Below are 15,364 nucleotides of genomic sequence, written 5' to 3'. Positions count from 1 at the left end.
TTAGCGCTATGCCACTTCCGTGACGAACGCCTGCGAGCGTCGACGGTAATTCTCGTAAATCCCCATCGCCAGCAGCGAGAAGAAGATCGGTCCACCAACCATCCACAACGCGCTGTTCCAGTCATTCGCCTCAACCACGGGCTGTATAACGGTAAAGATGTTGGCAAACGCCACGACCAGCACCACTACCGTGGTCGCCAGCAGCGTTGCCGCGCGGGTTTTGAAGATCACAAACGGACGCTCAAGATCCTGCTTCGCTTTGAAGAACGGGAACGCCAGGGTCAGGAACAGGTAGGGCAGCGTCATCGACACGTTCGCCATCAGGGTCAGCTTGTTGTAAAACGCAGACGCCGTATCGCCACCAAAAGACACCAGCAGGATGAACATGCAGACCAGCAGACACTGCATCCACATAGCGTTAGCTGGCATTCCTGCGGTGTTCAACTGCGTCATGCGTGCTGGCCACAGCGCTTTAGGCGTACCCTGAATGATCGCTTTCAGCGGCGAGTAGATTAGCGTGAAGAATGCGCCGGTATAGGCGAGGAACATCGACAGGCCGGTGATACGCGCAAACCAGACTCCCATTACCGATGCCGCCTCGGGGCTCAGGTTCATCGCCTGCCCCAGGGTCATCCCCAGGCTTTTCATTAGCACATAGGTAATGTTACCGAGGTTAGTGGTGTTATTGCTCAACACCTGTTGCCAGTTGGTGCTGACGCCCCAGAGGAAAATGGCCAGTGAATAGCCGATGGAAATCACGATAGCGGCAAAAATAATCCCTTTGGCGAAGTTCTTTTCCGGGTTCTCGGTCTTGTCGACCAGCCCGCCTACCGCTTCAATACCACCGTAAGCGAAGATGGCAAACACCACAAAGGAGAGCATAGCCAGCCCGGACTGATAACCCGGATTAGGGGATGAAACAAAATTGACCTCCTGCGCAAAATGCCCGCCGTTCAGGCACAGAATAGCGATACTCACCAGCAGCAGCACCAGGTTCAGACACATCACTGAAATACCACCAACCGCGGTGATACGGGCAATTTTGTTGATACCTTTCGACGCCACCAGCGTGACCATCACCATCCAGAAGACCGCCAGAATACCGACGACCTGCGTGGAGCTCAGCCCTGCCAGAGACCAGACCTGCGTTTTATCCGTACCAAAAAGAAACGTGGAGAACGGCACCCAGACTTTGGCCGCCGTGCTGACCATCCACACGACGTAGGATGAAAACCACATAAACGTCCCGATAAACGCGTAACGCGGGCCGATACTGTTGTTCATCCACGAATAGATACCGCCCTCTTCTTTTCGGTAAGCCGAGCCCATCTCCGCCATCATCAGCGCAAACGGGATAAAGAAGAACAGAGCAGAAACGATATAAAACGGCGTCGCGCTATAGCCCATCAGATAGAAAGCCGACGGGCTGTTAGCAAAGCCAAAAACTGACGTAAAAATCATCAGTATGAGCCCGGTAAGGGTCATTTTTTTGAGTGAGTGGGACATATAACCATCCGAAGAGGAATTAAACTGCGCGGATGGTAGCAGATGACCATACAAATATTGTGGCTATACGAGGCAATTTAAGAAAAAGACCCGTGTACACAGAAAATGGCAGTTTTTAATGTTGCCATGACGAAATGGAAAGGATAATTGCCACCAGAAGCGTAGGCCGGGTAAGCGATAGCGCCACCCGGCAATTCTTTACGCGCGATCGACCGTAAAGGCAATCACATCGCCCAGTTGCTCTGCGCCAAGGGCCAGCATTACCAGACGGTCAACACCCAGCGCTACGCCTGAGCAGTCCGGCAGACCGGCTTTTAACGCTTCCAGCAGGTTGTTATCAATTGGCTGCTGCGGCAGACCACGCGCGCCGCGCTTGCGGTTATCCTGCTCAAAACGCTGCTGCTGTTCACGCGCGTCGGTCAGTTCGTGGAAACCGTTCGCCAGCTCGATGCCTTTGTAATAGACCTCAAAACGCTCCGCCACGCGGTGATCTTCGGTGCTGATCTGCGCCAGTGACGCCTGGCTTGCCGGGAAATGGTAAACGAAGGTCGGGCGATCTTTGCCAATCAGTGGTTCAACACCAAAAGTGAACAGCAGTTGCAGCAGCGTGTCGCGATCCTCTTCGGTATCCGCCACGTTGCTCAGATCCAGTTTTGCCGCCACTTCGCGCAGCTGGGCCTTGTCCGCCGACAGCGGATCGATTTCCAGATGGCGCTGGAAAGCCTGCTGATAAGAGAGCGTTTCTGCTTCTGAACACTCCAGTACCTGCTGCAGCAGATCGTCCACCTCATTCATCAGGCGGTACATATCATAATGCGGGCGGTACCACTCCAGCATGGTGAATTCCGGGTTATGGTGACGACCCATCTCTTCATTTCGGAAACTGCGGCACAGCTGATACACCGGACCACACCCCGCCGCCAGCAGGCGTTTCATGTGGTATTCCGGGCTGGTCATCAGATACAGATTCATGCCCTGAGAGTGGCCAGGACCAACAAAACGGGTTTCAAACGGGACCAGATGAATATCCGTCACCGTTGCCTGACTCATGCACGGGGTTTCCACCTCCAGGACGCCGCGGTCGGCAAAGAAACGACGGATCTCCGTCATAATTGCAGCGCGTTTTAACAGATTTGGGATGGATGCGCTCGGCTGCCAGGTGGCCGTTTCGCTCATGAGTTTTTCTCCGATTTCAGACAAGGGCACGAAGTCTACTCGTTAGCAGGGACAGAGACAAATTTTGCGCAGTAAAAAAGCGCATTTCATTTAGGTTGATTATTTCGTGACGTAATTCATCAATCACCATGATAAATCACCGCACAGAACAGCAAAAAAATCGAACACGTCAAATTTCCCTGACATCTACACGGTTATACTCTTTTACCCATAAAGGAGCAGTGGAAACGCTTTCGCAATCGTCCCTTTGGACGGGTGAACTACCTTTAGTTTGTCGCGTTGCGAAATAACAAAAATCTGGAGGAATGTCGTGCAAACTTTTCAAGCCGATCTTGCCGTAATTGGCGCTGGCGGGGCTGGATTACGTGCTGCGATTGCTGCAGCGCAGGCTAATCCAAACGCTAAAATCGCACTGATTTCAAAAGTCTATCCGATGCGCAGCCACACGGTTGCCGCAGAAGGAGGATCCGCCGCCGTTGCGCAGGATCATGACAGCTTTGAATACCATTTCCACGACACGGTTGCAGGGGGCGACTGGCTTTGCGAACAGGATGTCGTAGACTACTTTGTCCACCATTGTCCAACGGAGATGACCCAGCTTGAGCAGTGGGGATGTCCGTGGAGCCGCCGTCCGGACGGCAGCGTCAACGTCCGCCGCTTCGGCGGAATGAAGATTGAACGCACCTGGTTCGCCGCCGATAAGACCGGCTTCCACATGTTGCATACCCTGTTCCAGACCTCCCTTCAGTTCCCACAAATTCAGCGCTTTGATGAACATTTCGTCCTCGATATCCTGGTTGATGACGGGCATGCGCGCGGCCTGGTGGCAATGAACATGATGGAAGGCACGCTCGTTCAGATCCGCGCTAACGCGGTGGTGATGGCAACGGGCGGCGCGGGACGCGTGTACCGCTACAACACCAACGGCGGCATCGTTACCGGTGACGGAATGGGCATGGCGCTCAGCCACGGCGTGCCGCTACGTGATATGGAGTTTGTGCAGTATCACCCAACCGGTCTGCCAGGGTCCGGCATTTTGATGACGGAAGGCTGCCGCGGTGAAGGCGGTATTCTGGTCAACAAAAACGGCTACCGCTATCTGCAGGATTACGGTATGGGTCCGGAAACGCCGCTTGGTGAGCCGAAGAACAAATACATGGAACTCGGCCCGCGCGACAAAGTTTCTCAGGCCTTCTGGCACGAGTGGCGCAAAGGCAACACCATCTCAACGCCGCGCGGCGACGTGGTTCACCTTGACCTGCGTCACCTGGGCGAGAAGAAACTGCTGGAACGTCTGCCGTTTATCTGTGAGCTGGCGAAAGCCTATGTGGGCGTCGACCCGGTGAAAGAGCCGATTCCGGTTCGCCCAACTGCACACTACACCATGGGCGGTATCGAAACCGATCAGCAGTGTGAAACCCGCATTCAGGGTCTGTTTGCGGTGGGCGAATGTTCCTCTGTGGGTCTGCACGGCGCCAACCGTCTGGGATCTAACTCGCTGGCAGAGCTGGTGGTCTTTGGCCGCATGGCGGGCGAACGCGCAATGGAGCGTGCTGCAACCGCAGGCGAAGCTAACGGTGCCGCGCTGGATGCGCAGGTCGCAGACGTTGAAAAACGCCTGAAAGATCTGGTGAACCAGGAAGGTAACGAGAACTGGTCGAAGATCCGCGATGAAATGGGTCTGTCGATGGAAGAAGGCTGCGGTATCTACCGTACCCCTGAGCTGATGCAGAAAACCGTCGACAAGCTGGCGGAGCTGCAGGAGCGCTTCAAGCGCGTGCGCATCACCGACACCTCCAGCGTCTTCAATACCGACCTGCTCTATACCATTGAGCTGGGCCACGGCCTGAACGTCGCGGAATGTATGGCGCACTCTGCGCTGGCGCGTAAAGAGTCGCGTGGGGCGCACCAGCGTCTGGACGAAGGCTGCACCGAACGTGACGACGTCAATTTCCTGAAACACACTCTCGCCTGGCGCGATGCGGATGGCACAACGCGCCTGGACTACAGCGACGTGAAAATCACCACGCTGCCGCCGGCTAAACGCGTGTACGGCGCAGAAGCAGAAGCCGCCGAGAAGAAGGAGAAGGCGAATGGCTGAGATGCAAAAACTGAAAGTTGAAGTGGTGCGCTACAATCCGGAAGTGGATACCGCCCCCCACAGCGCTTTCTATGAAGTGCCTTATGACGAGCAAACCTCCCTGCTGGATGCGCTCGGCTATATCAAAGATAACCTGGCACCGGACCTGAGCTACCGCTGGTCCTGCCGCATGGCAATCTGCGGCTCCTGCGGCATGATGGTCAACAAAGTGCCGAAGCTGGCATGTAAAACCTTCCTGCGCGATTACACCAAAGGCATCAAGGTTGAAGCATTGGGTAATTTCCCAATCGAGCGCGATCTGGTGGTCGATATGACGCACTTTATCGAAAGTCTGGAAGCGATTAAGCCGTACATCATTGGCAACCCGCGTACTCCTGATCAGGGACCCAATACCCAGACGCCAGCGCAGATGGCGAAATACCATCAGTTCTCCGGCTGCATCAACTGCGGCCTGTGCTATGCCGCTTGTCCCCAGTTTGGCCTGAACCCTGAGTTCATCGGCCCGGCCGCCATTACCCTGGCGCACCGCTATAACGAAGACAGCCGCGACCACGGTAAAAAAGAACGCATGGCGCAGCTTAACAGCCAGAACGGCGTCTGGACCTGTACCTTTGTGGGTTATTGCTCCGAAGTTTGTCCGAAGCATGTCGACCCGGCCGCCGCAATTCAGCAGGGTAAAGTGGAAAGCTCGAAAGACTTTCTTATCGCTACCCTGAAACCACGCTAAGGAGTGCATGATGACGACTAAACGCAAAGCCTATGTGCGGCCAGTGCCGTCCACCTGGTGGAAAAACCTGCCGTTTTATCGCTTCTACATGCTGCGTGAAGGCACGGCGGTACCGGCGGTCTGGTTCAGCCTTGAGCTGATGTATGGCGTTTTTGCCCTCAAGCACGGGCCGGAAACCTGGGCGAACTTTGTCGGTTTCCTGCAAAACCCCATCATCGTAATTCTGAACCTGATCGTGCTCGCGGCAGCGCTGCTTCATACCAAAACCTGGTTTGAACTGGCGCCAAAAGCGGCAAACATCATCGTAAAAGGCGAGAAAATGGGGCCAGAGCCGGTGATTAAAGGGCTATGGGGAGTGACGATCCTGGTCACTGTGGTCATTCTGTTTGTCGCACTGTTCTGGTAAGGAGACGACTGTGATTAATCCAAATCCAAAACGTTCAGACGAGCCGGTCTTCTGGGGCCTGTTTGGCGCAGGCGGCATGTGGAGCGCCATCATCGCGCCGGTGATCATTCTGCTGGTCGGGATTATGCTGCCGCTGGGGTTATTCCCGGGCGATGCGCTGAGCTACGAACGCGTGCTGGCGTTTGCGAGCAGCTTTATTGGTCGGGTATTCATCTTCCTGATGATCGTCCTGCCGCTGTGGTGTGGCCTGCACCGTATTCACCATGCGATGCATGACCTGAAAATCCATGTACCGAGCGGTAAATGGGTATTCTACGGTCTGGCGACCATCCTGACCGTGGTGACGCTGATTGCCGTGGTCACTATCTGATACATCTGGCCCGCCCTCCGGCGGGCCTTTTATTTCTGCATTTTTCCCACCAGCCATTGAGCAAACTCATGCATTGCGGGGGTTTCAGCCCTCGACTGTAATCGCGTGAGCCAGTAACTCCCCAGGTCAATCCGGGTGGCAAACGGCTGCACGATACGCTCGCTATTGAGCAGATGGGTAAACATATCCACAGGTGCTATGGCGATGCCTACACCTGCCTGCGCGGCTTCCAGCATGGTCACGGACGAATCAAAGACCATCACCCGATGCGTGGGTGACGGGGGATGTTCACCTGCCGCCTGCATCCACGCCGACCATTCGTCGCGTCGGTAGGAGCGCAGCAGGGTAAACTTCAGAATGTCGGCCGGAGACTGGAGCCCGAGAGCAATATCGGGTGAGCAAAGCGGGGACAGCGGTGCAGAACACAGGAACTGCGCTTCAGTGCCGTGCCACGCCCCGCCACCGTAGCGAATCGTATAATCCAGCCCTTCCGCCGCGGGATCGACGCGGTTGTTATGGGTCGAAAGATGAAGATCGATATGCGGATAGCAGCGACGAAAGTCCGCGAGCTGCGAGAATAAAACACCGGTAGCAAAGGTGCCGACCACACCCACTTTTAGCTTCTCCTGGGCGCGATGACTGGCAAAGCGATCCAGCATTCCGGCGATCCGATCGAATGAATCATTCAACACCGGCAGCAAGTTTTCACCTTCCGTGGTCAGCATCAGCCCGCGCGAAACGCGGACAAACAGCTGACAATTCAGATGCTGCTCCAGCGCTTTAACGTGCTGGCTGATAGCAGAGTGGGTCACGTTCAGCTCTATCGCAGCATGCGTAAAACTGAGGTGTCTGGCGGCAGCTTCGAAAGCGCGAAGCGAATTAAGCGGGAGATAGCTGCGGGTCATCATTACATCCGTTAGAAAAATTAACAGCTAATGCTAAATTTAACCGTTTGTCAGCCACAGTCAAATCCAACAGACTACTGAGGTCTGACGGGCCCGGACACTCCCTTGAACCGCTATTACGGAAGATAACTGATGAAGACAAAATCCCTTTGCTGTGCCCTGCTGCTCAGCACCTCCTGCTCTGTTCTCGCCGCGCCGATGTCAGAGAAACAGCTGTCTGACGTGGTGGAACGTACCGTTACCCCCCTGATGAAAGCGCAAGCCATTCCGGGCATGGCGGTAGCGGTGATTTATCAGGGTCAGCCGCACTACTTTACCTTCGGAAAGGCCGATGTTGCGGCGAACAAACCTGTCACCCCGCAAACCCTGTTTGAGCTGGGCTCTATAAGTAAAACCTTCACCGGCGTATTAGGTGGCGATGCGATTGCGCGCGGAGAAATATCGCTGGGCGACCCCGTGACAAAGTACTGGCCCGAGCTAACAGGCAAGCAGTGGCAGGGTATTCGCATGTTGGATCTGGCGACCTACACCGCGGGTGGCCTGCCGCTACAGGTGCCGGATGAGGTCACGGATAACGCCTCCCTGCTGCGTTTCTATCAACACTGGCAACCGCAGTGGAAACCAGGCACAACGCGTCTTTATGCGAACGCCAGCATCGGGCTTTTTGGCGCCCTCGCGGTTAAACCCTCCGGTATGAGCTTTGAACAGGCCATGACGAAGCGGGTCTTCAAGCCACTCAAACTGGACCATACATGGATTAACGTTCCGAAAGAAGAAGAGGCGCATTACGCCTGGGGATACCGTGATGGTAAAGCAATCCACGTTTCACCGGGAATGCTGGATGCCGAAGCGTATGGTGTCAAAACCAACATCCAGGATATGGCGAGCTGGCTGAAGGCCAACATGAACCCTGACGCCCTTTCGGATTCAACGTTGAAACAGGGTATTGCCCTGGCACAGTCTCGCTACTGGCGCGTGGGTGCCATGTATCAGGGTCTGGGCTGGGAGATGCTCAACTGGCCGGTAGAAGCCAAAACCGTCGTGGAGGGCAGCGATAACAAGGTGGCTCTTGCACCGTTACCGGTGGCAGAAGTGAACCCTCCAGTTCCGCCAGTAAAAGCATCATGGGTACATAAAACAGGCTCGACGGGTGGATTCGGCAGCTATGTCGCATTTATTCCTGAAAAGGAACTCGGCATTGTTATGCTGGCGAACAAGAGCTACCCGAACCCGGCGCGCGTGGAAGCGGCATACCGTATTCTGAGCGCTCTGCAGTAAAACCTTGCCGGGTGGTGCTAACGCCCACCCGGCCTGCAAAATTCCCGCATTTTCCCTGCTGTCATCTACACTTAACAAAAAACAGTAAGGAAACTCCTATGCGCATTCTGCCTGTTATCGCCGCGGTGACAGCCGCGTTTTTAGTGGTTGCCTGCAGTTCCCCTACCCCACCTCCTGGTGTCACTGTCGTCACGCCTTTTGACGCCCAACGCTTTCTCGGAACATGGTATGAAATCGCCCGCCTCGACCATCGGTTCGAACAGGGTTTAGAGAAGGTGACTGCACATTACAGCACGATGGAGGATGGGGGTATTCAGGTTATCAACCGGGGCTATAACCCCGATCGGCAGATGTGGCAGCAGTCTGTCGGGAAAGCATACTTCACCGGCGACCCGCAACGGGCCGCGCTCAAAGTCTCTTTCATTGGCCCCTTCTATGGCGGCTATAACGTGATAGCGCTCGACAGAGAGTACCGTCACGCACTGGTCTGCGGGCCGGATCGCAACTATCTGTGGATACTTTCCCGCACGCCAACCATTTCGTCGGAGATGAAACAGCAGATGCTGGATGTCGCGACCCGGCAAGGGTTTGATGTGTCGAAACTCATCTGGGTTAAACAGCCCCACTAATGGGTGCTGAGCTTCAGTCCAATGATACCGGCCACAATCAGGGCGAGGCTGGCGATACGCGCCAGGCTCGCTGACTCACCCAGCAACAGAATGCCGGTAATTGCAGCCCCCACGGCACCAATCCCCGTCCAGACAGCATAGGCTGTTCCCACGGGCAGGGAACGCATCGCCCATGAGAGCAGAACAATACTCACAATCATCGCAGAAACGGTAATGACGCTGGGCGTCAGGCGGGTAAAACCGTGGGTGTACTTAAGACCAATCGCCCATACTACTTCGAGCAGGCCGGCAATAAAAAGAATAATCCAGGACATCTCAGGCTCCTTAACTTAAATAAGTTGGGGCCGTCCCCGATGAAGAAAGCGCTTACGGGTCGTCCCGCAAGGCAGATAACGCCTCATATTTTGGTTAACGTGCGATTTTTTTTCAATCATTTTCTGCTGACCCCCTTAAGGCCAGAAATAGCCGCAGTAAGGCGCGCAGTTCAGGCATTTATTACTCATCGGACTTCTCTATGATGATGTGCTTTCTGATGTCAGGAAGCCAAACCACTAGCCGACTGCGAATAAAATATGTTCAAAATACTTTTGATTGACCGTTGTCACTTTACCCGCGCGGGGTTTGAAGCATGGCTCAATCATTCCGGTTTATTCCCGGGACATTACGTTGTGACCGGGCTGAACAATCTTTTCCTCGCCAGAGAGCACATTCTGCAATGGAAACCCTCACTGGTTATCGCTGACCTGCATGGTTTCAGGCAGGATACTCCCCATTTCCAGCAATTCTCTTCCTTACTGAATGCCAGCGAAAAACTCCCCTTTATTATGTTGCAATCGGGAGAGGACAGAGACATGACGGCCTGGCTGGAGAACTTCCCGGTCTGGTCTTCACTCATGAAAAATGCCCGTCTTGAGGAACTCGCCACGGTTATTAATGACGCGTTAATTTCGGGCTCAGACACGCACAGACCAACAGTGGCCACGCCGTTGCTGACCCGCCAGGAGGAGAAAGTGCTGACAATGTGGATGGACGGCGCAAGCAATCAAAAAATTGCCGCTCACCTGAGTATCAATGGGAAAACGGTATATACCTACAAGCGAAATATCCGCATGAAGCTGCATATGGACACGCGCTTTTCCCCGTTTTTATCTCCGCAGGGTACAGAAAACTGACGGTACGAAACCCTTCTGGTTCCGTACCGTTAATTAATTACTGCTGTGCTTTTGTTGCCGCACCAGAGATTGCACTACCACCTTCAGAAATATCCTGACCAACGCCACGCGTGGTATTACAGGCAGTTAATACTGAAGAAAGTACCAGGACTGAAAAGATCGCTGCAATTGTCTTCTTAACCATAATATCTTCCTTTTATAGCCAAAGTTGTTTTGTGTATAGCAACTTAAGAATAGACAAGATCCCGCCGATTGACGGACAAGGAAGCATTTTTCGGAAAATTAGACGAGCTTAGCTGGCCGCGTGAGAAATGATATGCCCAAGATCCTGGATATCTTCCCCCATGCCGCGCGTGGTGTTACAGCCGGAAAGCAATGCACTGGAGAGCGCTAACAGAAGCAGAATTTTAACGGTACGTTTCATCATCCCTGCCTGCAAAAATCAGGCGCAGCGGGCGCTGCGCCCTGACTATTACTTCACGCGTGATACGTATTCGCCGGAGCGGGTATCCACTTTGATCACTTCGCCAGTCTGTACGAACAGTGGCACTTTAACCACAGCACCGGTAGACAGCGTCGCTGGTTTACCGCCAGTACCGGCAGTGTCACCTTTCAGACCTGGATCGGTTTCAACGATTTCCAGCTCAACAAAGTTTGGTGGAGTAACAGCGATAGGCTGACCGTTCCACAGGGTCACGATGCACTCAGCCTGATCCAGCAGCCATTTTTCGCTATCGCCAATCGCTTTCGCGTCAGCAGACAGCTGCTCGAAGGTTTCGTTGTTCATGAAGTGCCAGAACTCACCGTCGTTGTACAGGTAAGTCAGGTTCATATCCACAACATCTGCGCCTTCAGCGGAGTCGGTAGACTTGAAAGTTTTCTCAACGCGGGTACCGGTCAGCAGGCGGCGCAGCTTAACGCGTGCGAATGCCTGGCCTTTACCCGGTTTAACGAATTCGCTGGCTTCAACCGCGTACGGTTCGCCGTCCATCATGATTTTAAGACCAGCACGAAAATCGTTGCTATAGTACGTTGCCATAAGGCCCTCTAAATTTGTTAACTGGTAGCTAAGCCACAAAATGGCGCATATTGTAACCCTAAACACCCCGTCCAGAGAAGATTGGTTATCGCAACTTGCCGATGTAATCACCAGTCCTGATGAATTGCTGCGTCTTTTAGACCTCGATCAGCACCCAGAGTTGCTTGCGGGCCGCGATGCAAAGCGCCTTTTCGCCCTGCGCGTTCCACGCGCGTTTGTTGCGCGCATGGAGAAAGGCAATCCTGACGATCCGCTTTTAAAACAAACCATTACCTTGCAGGATGAGTTCATTACTGCACCAGGGTACAGCACCGATCCCCTGGAAGAGCAGAACAGTGTGGTACCGGGTTTACTGCATAAGTATCTCAACCGCGCCCTGCTGCTGGTCAAAGGCGGCTGCGCGGTAAATTGCCGTTATTGCTTCCGTCGGCACTTCCCTTACGCCGAAAACCAGGGAAATAAGCGCAACTGGCAGGTCGCGCTGGACTATATCGCCGCCCATTCAGAGCTGGATGAGATTATTTTTTCCGGCGGTGACCCGCTGATGGCAAAAGATCATGAGCTGGACTGGCTATTAACCCAGCTTGAGGCCATCCCGCACATCAAACGTCTGCGTATTCACAGCCGTTTACCGATTGTCATTCCGGCACGCATTACTGACGGACTGGTGTCGCGCCTGGCGCAATCCCGCTTGCAGGTGCTGCTGGTGAACCATATTAACCACGCGAATGAAATTGACGATGCATTTCGCGCGGCCATGGCGCGCCTGCGTAAAGTGGGGGTCACGCTACTAAACCAGAGCGTGCTGCTGCGTGGGGTAAATGATAGCGCCCGCGTGCTGGCCGACCTCAGCAACGCCCTGTTTGATGCGGGTGTCTTGCCCTATTACCTGCATGTGCTGGATCGCGTGCAGGGTGCTGCGCACTTCATGGTGACCGATGAAGAAGCCCGACAGATTATGCGCGAGCTGTTAACGCTGGTTTCAGGTTATATGGTACCCAAGCTGGCGCGCGAAATTGGCGGAGAGCCAAGTAAGACGCCGCTGGATTTGCAGCTGCGGCAGCACTAAAAGGCAGGTGGCGCTACGCTTACCTGCCCTACAGGGTCCGGGCGCAGCGCCATCACCGCGTTAACTCAGTTCGGGCACTTGTAGACCTGGCCGCTCATCTGGCTGGCGGTTGGCACGAAGCTGGAGAGCATTCCCTGCGTTGGGCTACTCACGCCGTAAATCACATTGCCGCCCATCGCCGCAGCCTGGTTACGCAGGGCATTCGCCGCACCGCGCATAGAGCCGCCCTCTTCACCATGCTGTCCCGACATCCAGTTGCTTTGCTCGCCCGTGGCCGTGCCTAACAGCTGGCATTCGCTACCCGGCTTATCTTCCACAAAGCGAACACCCTGGCCCGCCGCCGACAGCTCATTGCTGGAGCTACAACCCGCCAGCAGCAATGCTGCCCCTACAATCCCTGCACAGACTTTTACGCGCATGTTATTCCTCGTTTTCAATAAGCTGGACAGTAGTTGTCCGTGTCTAAATCTTATACCTAAAAGATGACCAAAAGAAAAATGCCGAGCATTTCTGCGAGCCAGATTCCGCCAGGCACTCCTCCGACATCTTAAATGAATTCTGATAATAGCCTTTGGGATATCGTGTTTTAGCCCTCGATCGTATGTAGTGGTGCGACGTACAACTTTTGTACGCAATGAAAAAGGGGGTTTCATGAGTGCATCATCCTCAGGAGAGGAAAAAGTGACATGGGTAGGCTATCTGGCGTTTGTACTCACCATCGTATTTTTCTCCGGTTTTTTCGCCAAAAGTACTGAATGGTGGCGCGTGCTGGACTTTACCGTCTTAAACGGTAGCTTTGGACCGGTCAACGGCGCCCTGACGTTTCGCGGCACGGGCGGAACGGGGGCGAAAGACGGGTTTTTATTTGCCCTTGAACTGGCGCCCTCGGTCATTTTATCGCTCGGGATCATTGCCGTCACCGAAGGCCTGGGCGGACTGCGTGCCGCACAACAGCTGATGACGCCTATTTTGCGTCCGCTGCTTGGCGTGCCGGGGATCTGCTCTCTGGCCCTTATCGCCAACCTGCAAAACACCGATGCGGCGGCAGGTATGACCAAAGAGCTGACCGACGACGGAGCAATTACCGACCATGAACGCGCCATTTTCGCTACCTTCCAGACCAGCGGAAGCGCCATTATTACCAACTATTTTTCTTCCGGCGCCGCGCTTTTCACGTTTATTACCGTCCCGGTAATCGCGCCGCTGGCCGTCATTCTGGTATTCAAATTTGTTGGCGCTAACTTCCTGCGAGTGTGGATCGCCCGTATGGAAGATCATCGTATTCAGGAGGAAAAAAATGATCGCCCAGCCGCGTAAAAATATCATGGACATGTTTATTGATGGTGCCCGTCGCGGCTTTACCATCGCGACCACCAGCCTGCTGCCAAACGTGGTCATGGCATTTGTCATTATTCAGGCGCTGAAGGTGACGGGCCTGCTGGATATCGTGGGCAATATTTGCGAGCCCGTCATGGCGCTCTGGGGGCTTCCGGGCGCGGCGGCAACGGTCCTTCTGGCCTCGGTGATGAGTATGGGCGGCGGCGTGGGGGTCTGCGCCAGTCTGGTCGCCGCCGGCTCACTCAACGGTCACGATGCCACCATCCTGCTGCCCGCCATCTATTTGATGGGCAATCCGGTGCAAAATACCGGCCGCTGCCTGGGTACCGCAGGCGTGAATCCGAAATATTACCCGCACATTATTACGGTTTGCGTCATTAACGCCCTGCTCTCAATGTGGGTGATGCAGTTACTCTTCTGAGGAGATAAAAATGGATTTTTCAGTGCTGGAACCCCATCTTTTCCGCAACGCACATCTCTACGCCCCGGAGGATCGGGGACATTGCGATCTGCTGATCGCTGGGGGAAAAATTGTTGCGTTCGAAAAAGCGGGGCATGCAACAACGCGGATGGCGTGTCCTGAAACCGATCTCGCCGGAGCGGTGATTTGCCCGGGATTTATCGATCAGCACGTGCATCTCATCGGTGGCGGCGGTGAAGCGGGGCCCCACACCCGCACGCCGGAGGTGCGGCTGTCTGCGCTGGTAGCAGCAGGTATCACCTCCGTGGTTGGCCTGCTGGGCACCGACGGCGTCACCCGACACCCTGAATCACTGCTGGCAAAAACACGAGCGCTTGAGCATGAAGGGATCAGCGCGTGGATGCTGACGGGCGCGTACGGACTGCCTTCTCCGACGATTACCGGCAGTATTGAAAAAGATGTGGCGCTGATCGACAAAATCATTGGTGTGAAATGCGCGATTTCCGATCATCGCTCTTCCGCACCAGCGGACGATCGGCTCGCCAGCATGGCCGCCCAGTCACGCGTCGGCGGGCTATTGGGTGCCAAAGCGGGTATCTCCGTTTTTCACCTCGGCAACAGCCCGAAGCTGCTGGAGCCGCTCCTTAACATTCTGAATAACGCCGACGTTCCTCGCACGAAGCTGCTGCCAACCCACGTTAACCGCGGTGAGGCGCTCTTCCTCGCCGCGCTAAACTATGCTCGCGAAGGGGGTTATATCGATATCACCACCAGCATCAGCGAACCCATTGATGCCGCCACCGCCATTGCGACAGCCCGCGAAGCGCAGGTGCCGTTTAACCGTCTCACGCTCAGCTCGGACGGTAACGGTAGCCAACCGAATTTTGACGCAAATGGCAATCTGGTAGGTATTGGCGTGGCAGGATTCGAATCCCTTCCGGAAACCCTACAGCAGTTGGTCAGCCGCTATCACCTGCCGCTGGAGGAGGCGCTTCTGCCATTTACGCGTAATGTGGCGGAGTTTCTCGGGCTGGAGCATAAAGGACGGATCGCGCCCGGATGCGATGCCGATTTCCTGGTGTTGACGGACGATCTAAAAATCCACGAGGTCTGGGCGAAAGGCCGCCAGATGGTGCGCGAAGGTGTTGTGTGCGTGAAAGGCACCTTTGAGTAGCAGCTGGACAGGCAATAAAAAACCCCGGGCATCGCTGCCCGGGGTTCGTTCTG

General features: G+C 54.8%; 19 protein-coding genes. 11 read left to right on the top strand and 8 right to left on the bottom strand.

Features of this window, described 5'->3' with window-relative positions; all coding sequences use genetic code 11:
- Positions 1-6 precede the first annotated feature (6 nt).
- Complete coding sequence (yjeM, locus tag G0034_RS01845; RefSeq protein WP_023336678.1) at positions 7-1,506, bottom strand: glutamate/gamma-aminobutyrate family transporter YjeM; 1,500 nt, start codon at positions 1,504-1,506, stop codon at positions 7-9.
- Between the two features lie 198 nt (positions 1,507-1,704).
- Entirely contained in the window at positions 1,705-2,682 is a 978-nt protein-coding gene (epmA, locus tag G0034_RS01840; RefSeq protein WP_014882216.1) for an elongation factor P--(R)-beta-lysine ligase, read from the bottom strand.
- Positions 2,683-2,992: 310 nt separating this feature from the next.
- Between epmA and frdA the strand changes: the two genes are divergently transcribed.
- Genes frdA through frdD form a run of 4 tightly spaced genes read left to right on the top strand, consistent with a single transcriptional unit; the run spans position 2,993 to position 6,286 of the window.
- On the top strand, positions 2,993-4,783 hold the full coding sequence (gene frdA / locus G0034_RS01835) for a fumarate reductase (quinol) flavoprotein subunit (RefSeq protein WP_045134430.1): 1,791 nt from the start codon (positions 2,993-2,995) through the stop codon (positions 4,781-4,783).
- Positions 4,776-5,510, top strand: a complete 735-nt coding sequence (frdB, locus tag G0034_RS01830) for a fumarate reductase iron-sulfur protein (protein WP_014882214.1) — start codon at positions 4,776-4,778, stop codon at positions 5,508-5,510. Before frdA ends, frdB begins: the two co-directional genes overlap by 8 nt.
- 10 nt (positions 5,511-5,520) lie before the next feature.
- Positions 5,521-5,916, top strand: coding sequence for a fumarate reductase subunit FrdC (frdC, locus tag G0034_RS01825; RefSeq protein WP_014882213.1), 396 nt, complete (start codon positions 5,521-5,523; stop codon positions 5,914-5,916).
- A gap of 10 nt (positions 5,917-5,926) precedes the next feature.
- Positions 5,927-6,286: a fumarate reductase subunit FrdD gene (frdD, locus tag G0034_RS01820; RefSeq protein ID WP_000609653.1), complete on the top strand. Its 360-nt coding sequence runs from the start codon at positions 5,927-5,929 to the stop codon at positions 6,284-6,286.
- A gap of 29 nt (positions 6,287-6,315) precedes the next feature.
- On the opposite strand, the gene ampR is transcribed toward frdD, so the two are convergent.
- Positions 6,316-7,191 (bottom strand): LysR family transcriptional regulator AmpR, encoded by an 876-nt coding sequence (gene ampR / locus G0034_RS01815; RefSeq protein ID WP_014882212.1) that lies wholly within the window; start codon positions 7,189-7,191, stop codon positions 6,316-6,318.
- 132 nt (positions 7,192-7,323) lie between these two features.
- On the opposite strand from ampR, the gene G0034_RS01810 reads away from it, so the two are divergent.
- Positions 7,324-8,469: a cephalosporin-hydrolyzing class C beta-lactamase ACT-95 gene (locus G0034_RS01810; RefSeq protein WP_063434356.1), complete on the top strand. Its 1,146-nt coding sequence runs from the start codon at positions 7,324-7,326 to the stop codon at positions 8,467-8,469.
- A 98-nt stretch (positions 8,470-8,567) separates the two neighbouring features.
- Positions 8,568-9,098: a lipocalin family protein gene (locus G0034_RS01805; protein ID WP_023338938.1), complete on the top strand. Its 531-nt coding sequence runs from the start codon at positions 8,568-8,570 to the stop codon at positions 9,096-9,098.
- Here G0034_RS01805 and sugE read toward each other — a convergent pair.
- Complete coding sequence (gene sugE / locus G0034_RS01800) at positions 9,095-9,412, bottom strand: quaternary ammonium compound efflux SMR transporter SugE (protein WP_014882209.1); 318 nt, start codon at positions 9,410-9,412, stop codon at positions 9,095-9,097. The genes G0034_RS01805 and sugE overlap by 4 nt on opposite strands.
- 258 nt (positions 9,413-9,670) lie before the next feature.
- On the opposite strand from sugE, the gene G0034_RS01795 reads away from it, so the two are divergent.
- A complete protein-coding gene (locus G0034_RS01795; RefSeq protein ID WP_045134434.1) occupies positions 9,671-10,270 on the top strand; it encodes a response regulator transcription factor in 600 nt (199 codons plus the stop codon).
- 37 nt (positions 10,271-10,307) lie between these two features.
- Here G0034_RS01795 and ecnB read toward each other — a convergent pair whose 3' ends face one another.
- The 3 genes from ecnB to efp all read right to left on the bottom strand — a co-directional run bounded on the left by ecnB (position 10,308) and on the right by efp (position 11,309).
- Positions 10,308-10,454, bottom strand: coding sequence for a lipoprotein toxin entericidin B (gene ecnB / locus G0034_RS01790; protein ID WP_003025482.1), 147 nt, complete (start codon positions 10,452-10,454; stop codon positions 10,308-10,310).
- A gap of 108 nt (positions 10,455-10,562) precedes the next feature.
- A complete protein-coding gene (locus tag G0034_RS01785; protein ID WP_013095266.1) occupies positions 10,563-10,694 on the bottom strand; it encodes an entericidin A/B family lipoprotein in 132 nt (43 codons plus the stop codon).
- A 48-nt stretch (positions 10,695-10,742) separates the two neighbouring features.
- Entirely contained in the window at positions 10,743-11,309 is a 567-nt protein-coding gene (efp, locus tag G0034_RS01780; protein ID WP_014882207.1) for an elongation factor P, read from the bottom strand.
- Between the two features lie 40 nt (positions 11,310-11,349).
- Between efp and epmB the strand changes: the two genes are divergently transcribed.
- Positions 11,350-12,378, top strand: coding sequence for an EF-P beta-lysylation protein EpmB (gene epmB / locus G0034_RS01775; RefSeq protein WP_179120447.1), 1,029 nt, complete (start codon positions 11,350-11,352; stop codon positions 12,376-12,378).
- A 65-nt stretch (positions 12,379-12,443) separates the two neighbouring features.
- Here the strand turns inward: epmB and G0034_RS01770 are convergent, their stop codons facing one another.
- Positions 12,444-12,797 carry a DUF4156 domain-containing protein gene (locus tag G0034_RS01770; protein ID WP_014882205.1) on the bottom strand — a complete coding sequence of 118 codons (354 nt, stop codon included), beginning with the start codon at positions 12,795-12,797 and terminating at the stop codon, positions 12,444-12,446.
- A gap of 232 nt (positions 12,798-13,029) precedes the next feature.
- Here G0034_RS01770 and G0034_RS01765 point away from each other — a divergent pair, with 232 nt between their 5' ends.
- The 3 genes from G0034_RS01765 to iadA are packed head-to-tail and all read left to right on the top strand — an operon-like array spanning position 13,030 to position 15,311.
- Positions 13,030-13,695, top strand: coding sequence for a nucleoside recognition domain-containing protein (locus G0034_RS01765; protein WP_179120446.1), 666 nt, complete (start codon positions 13,030-13,032; stop codon positions 13,693-13,695).
- Positions 13,676-14,137 carry a YjiG family protein gene (locus tag G0034_RS01760; RefSeq protein WP_179120445.1) on the top strand — a complete coding sequence of 154 codons (462 nt, stop codon included), beginning with the start codon at positions 13,676-13,678 and terminating at the stop codon, positions 14,135-14,137. The genes G0034_RS01765 and G0034_RS01760 overlap by 20 nt, the downstream gene beginning before the upstream one ends.
- Positions 14,138-14,147: 10 nt before the next feature.
- Complete coding sequence (iadA, locus tag G0034_RS01755) at positions 14,148-15,311, top strand: beta-aspartyl-peptidase (protein WP_047343824.1); 1,164 nt, start codon at positions 14,148-14,150, stop codon at positions 15,309-15,311.
- Positions 15,312-15,364: the final 53 nt, after the last annotated feature.

The sequence above is a fragment of the Enterobacter sp. T2 genome (assembly GCF_010692925.1).
Lineage (GTDB): Bacteria > Pseudomonadota > Gammaproteobacteria > Enterobacterales > Enterobacteriaceae > Enterobacter > Enterobacter kobei.
This window is presented reverse-complemented; position numbering and strand designations above follow the sequence as displayed.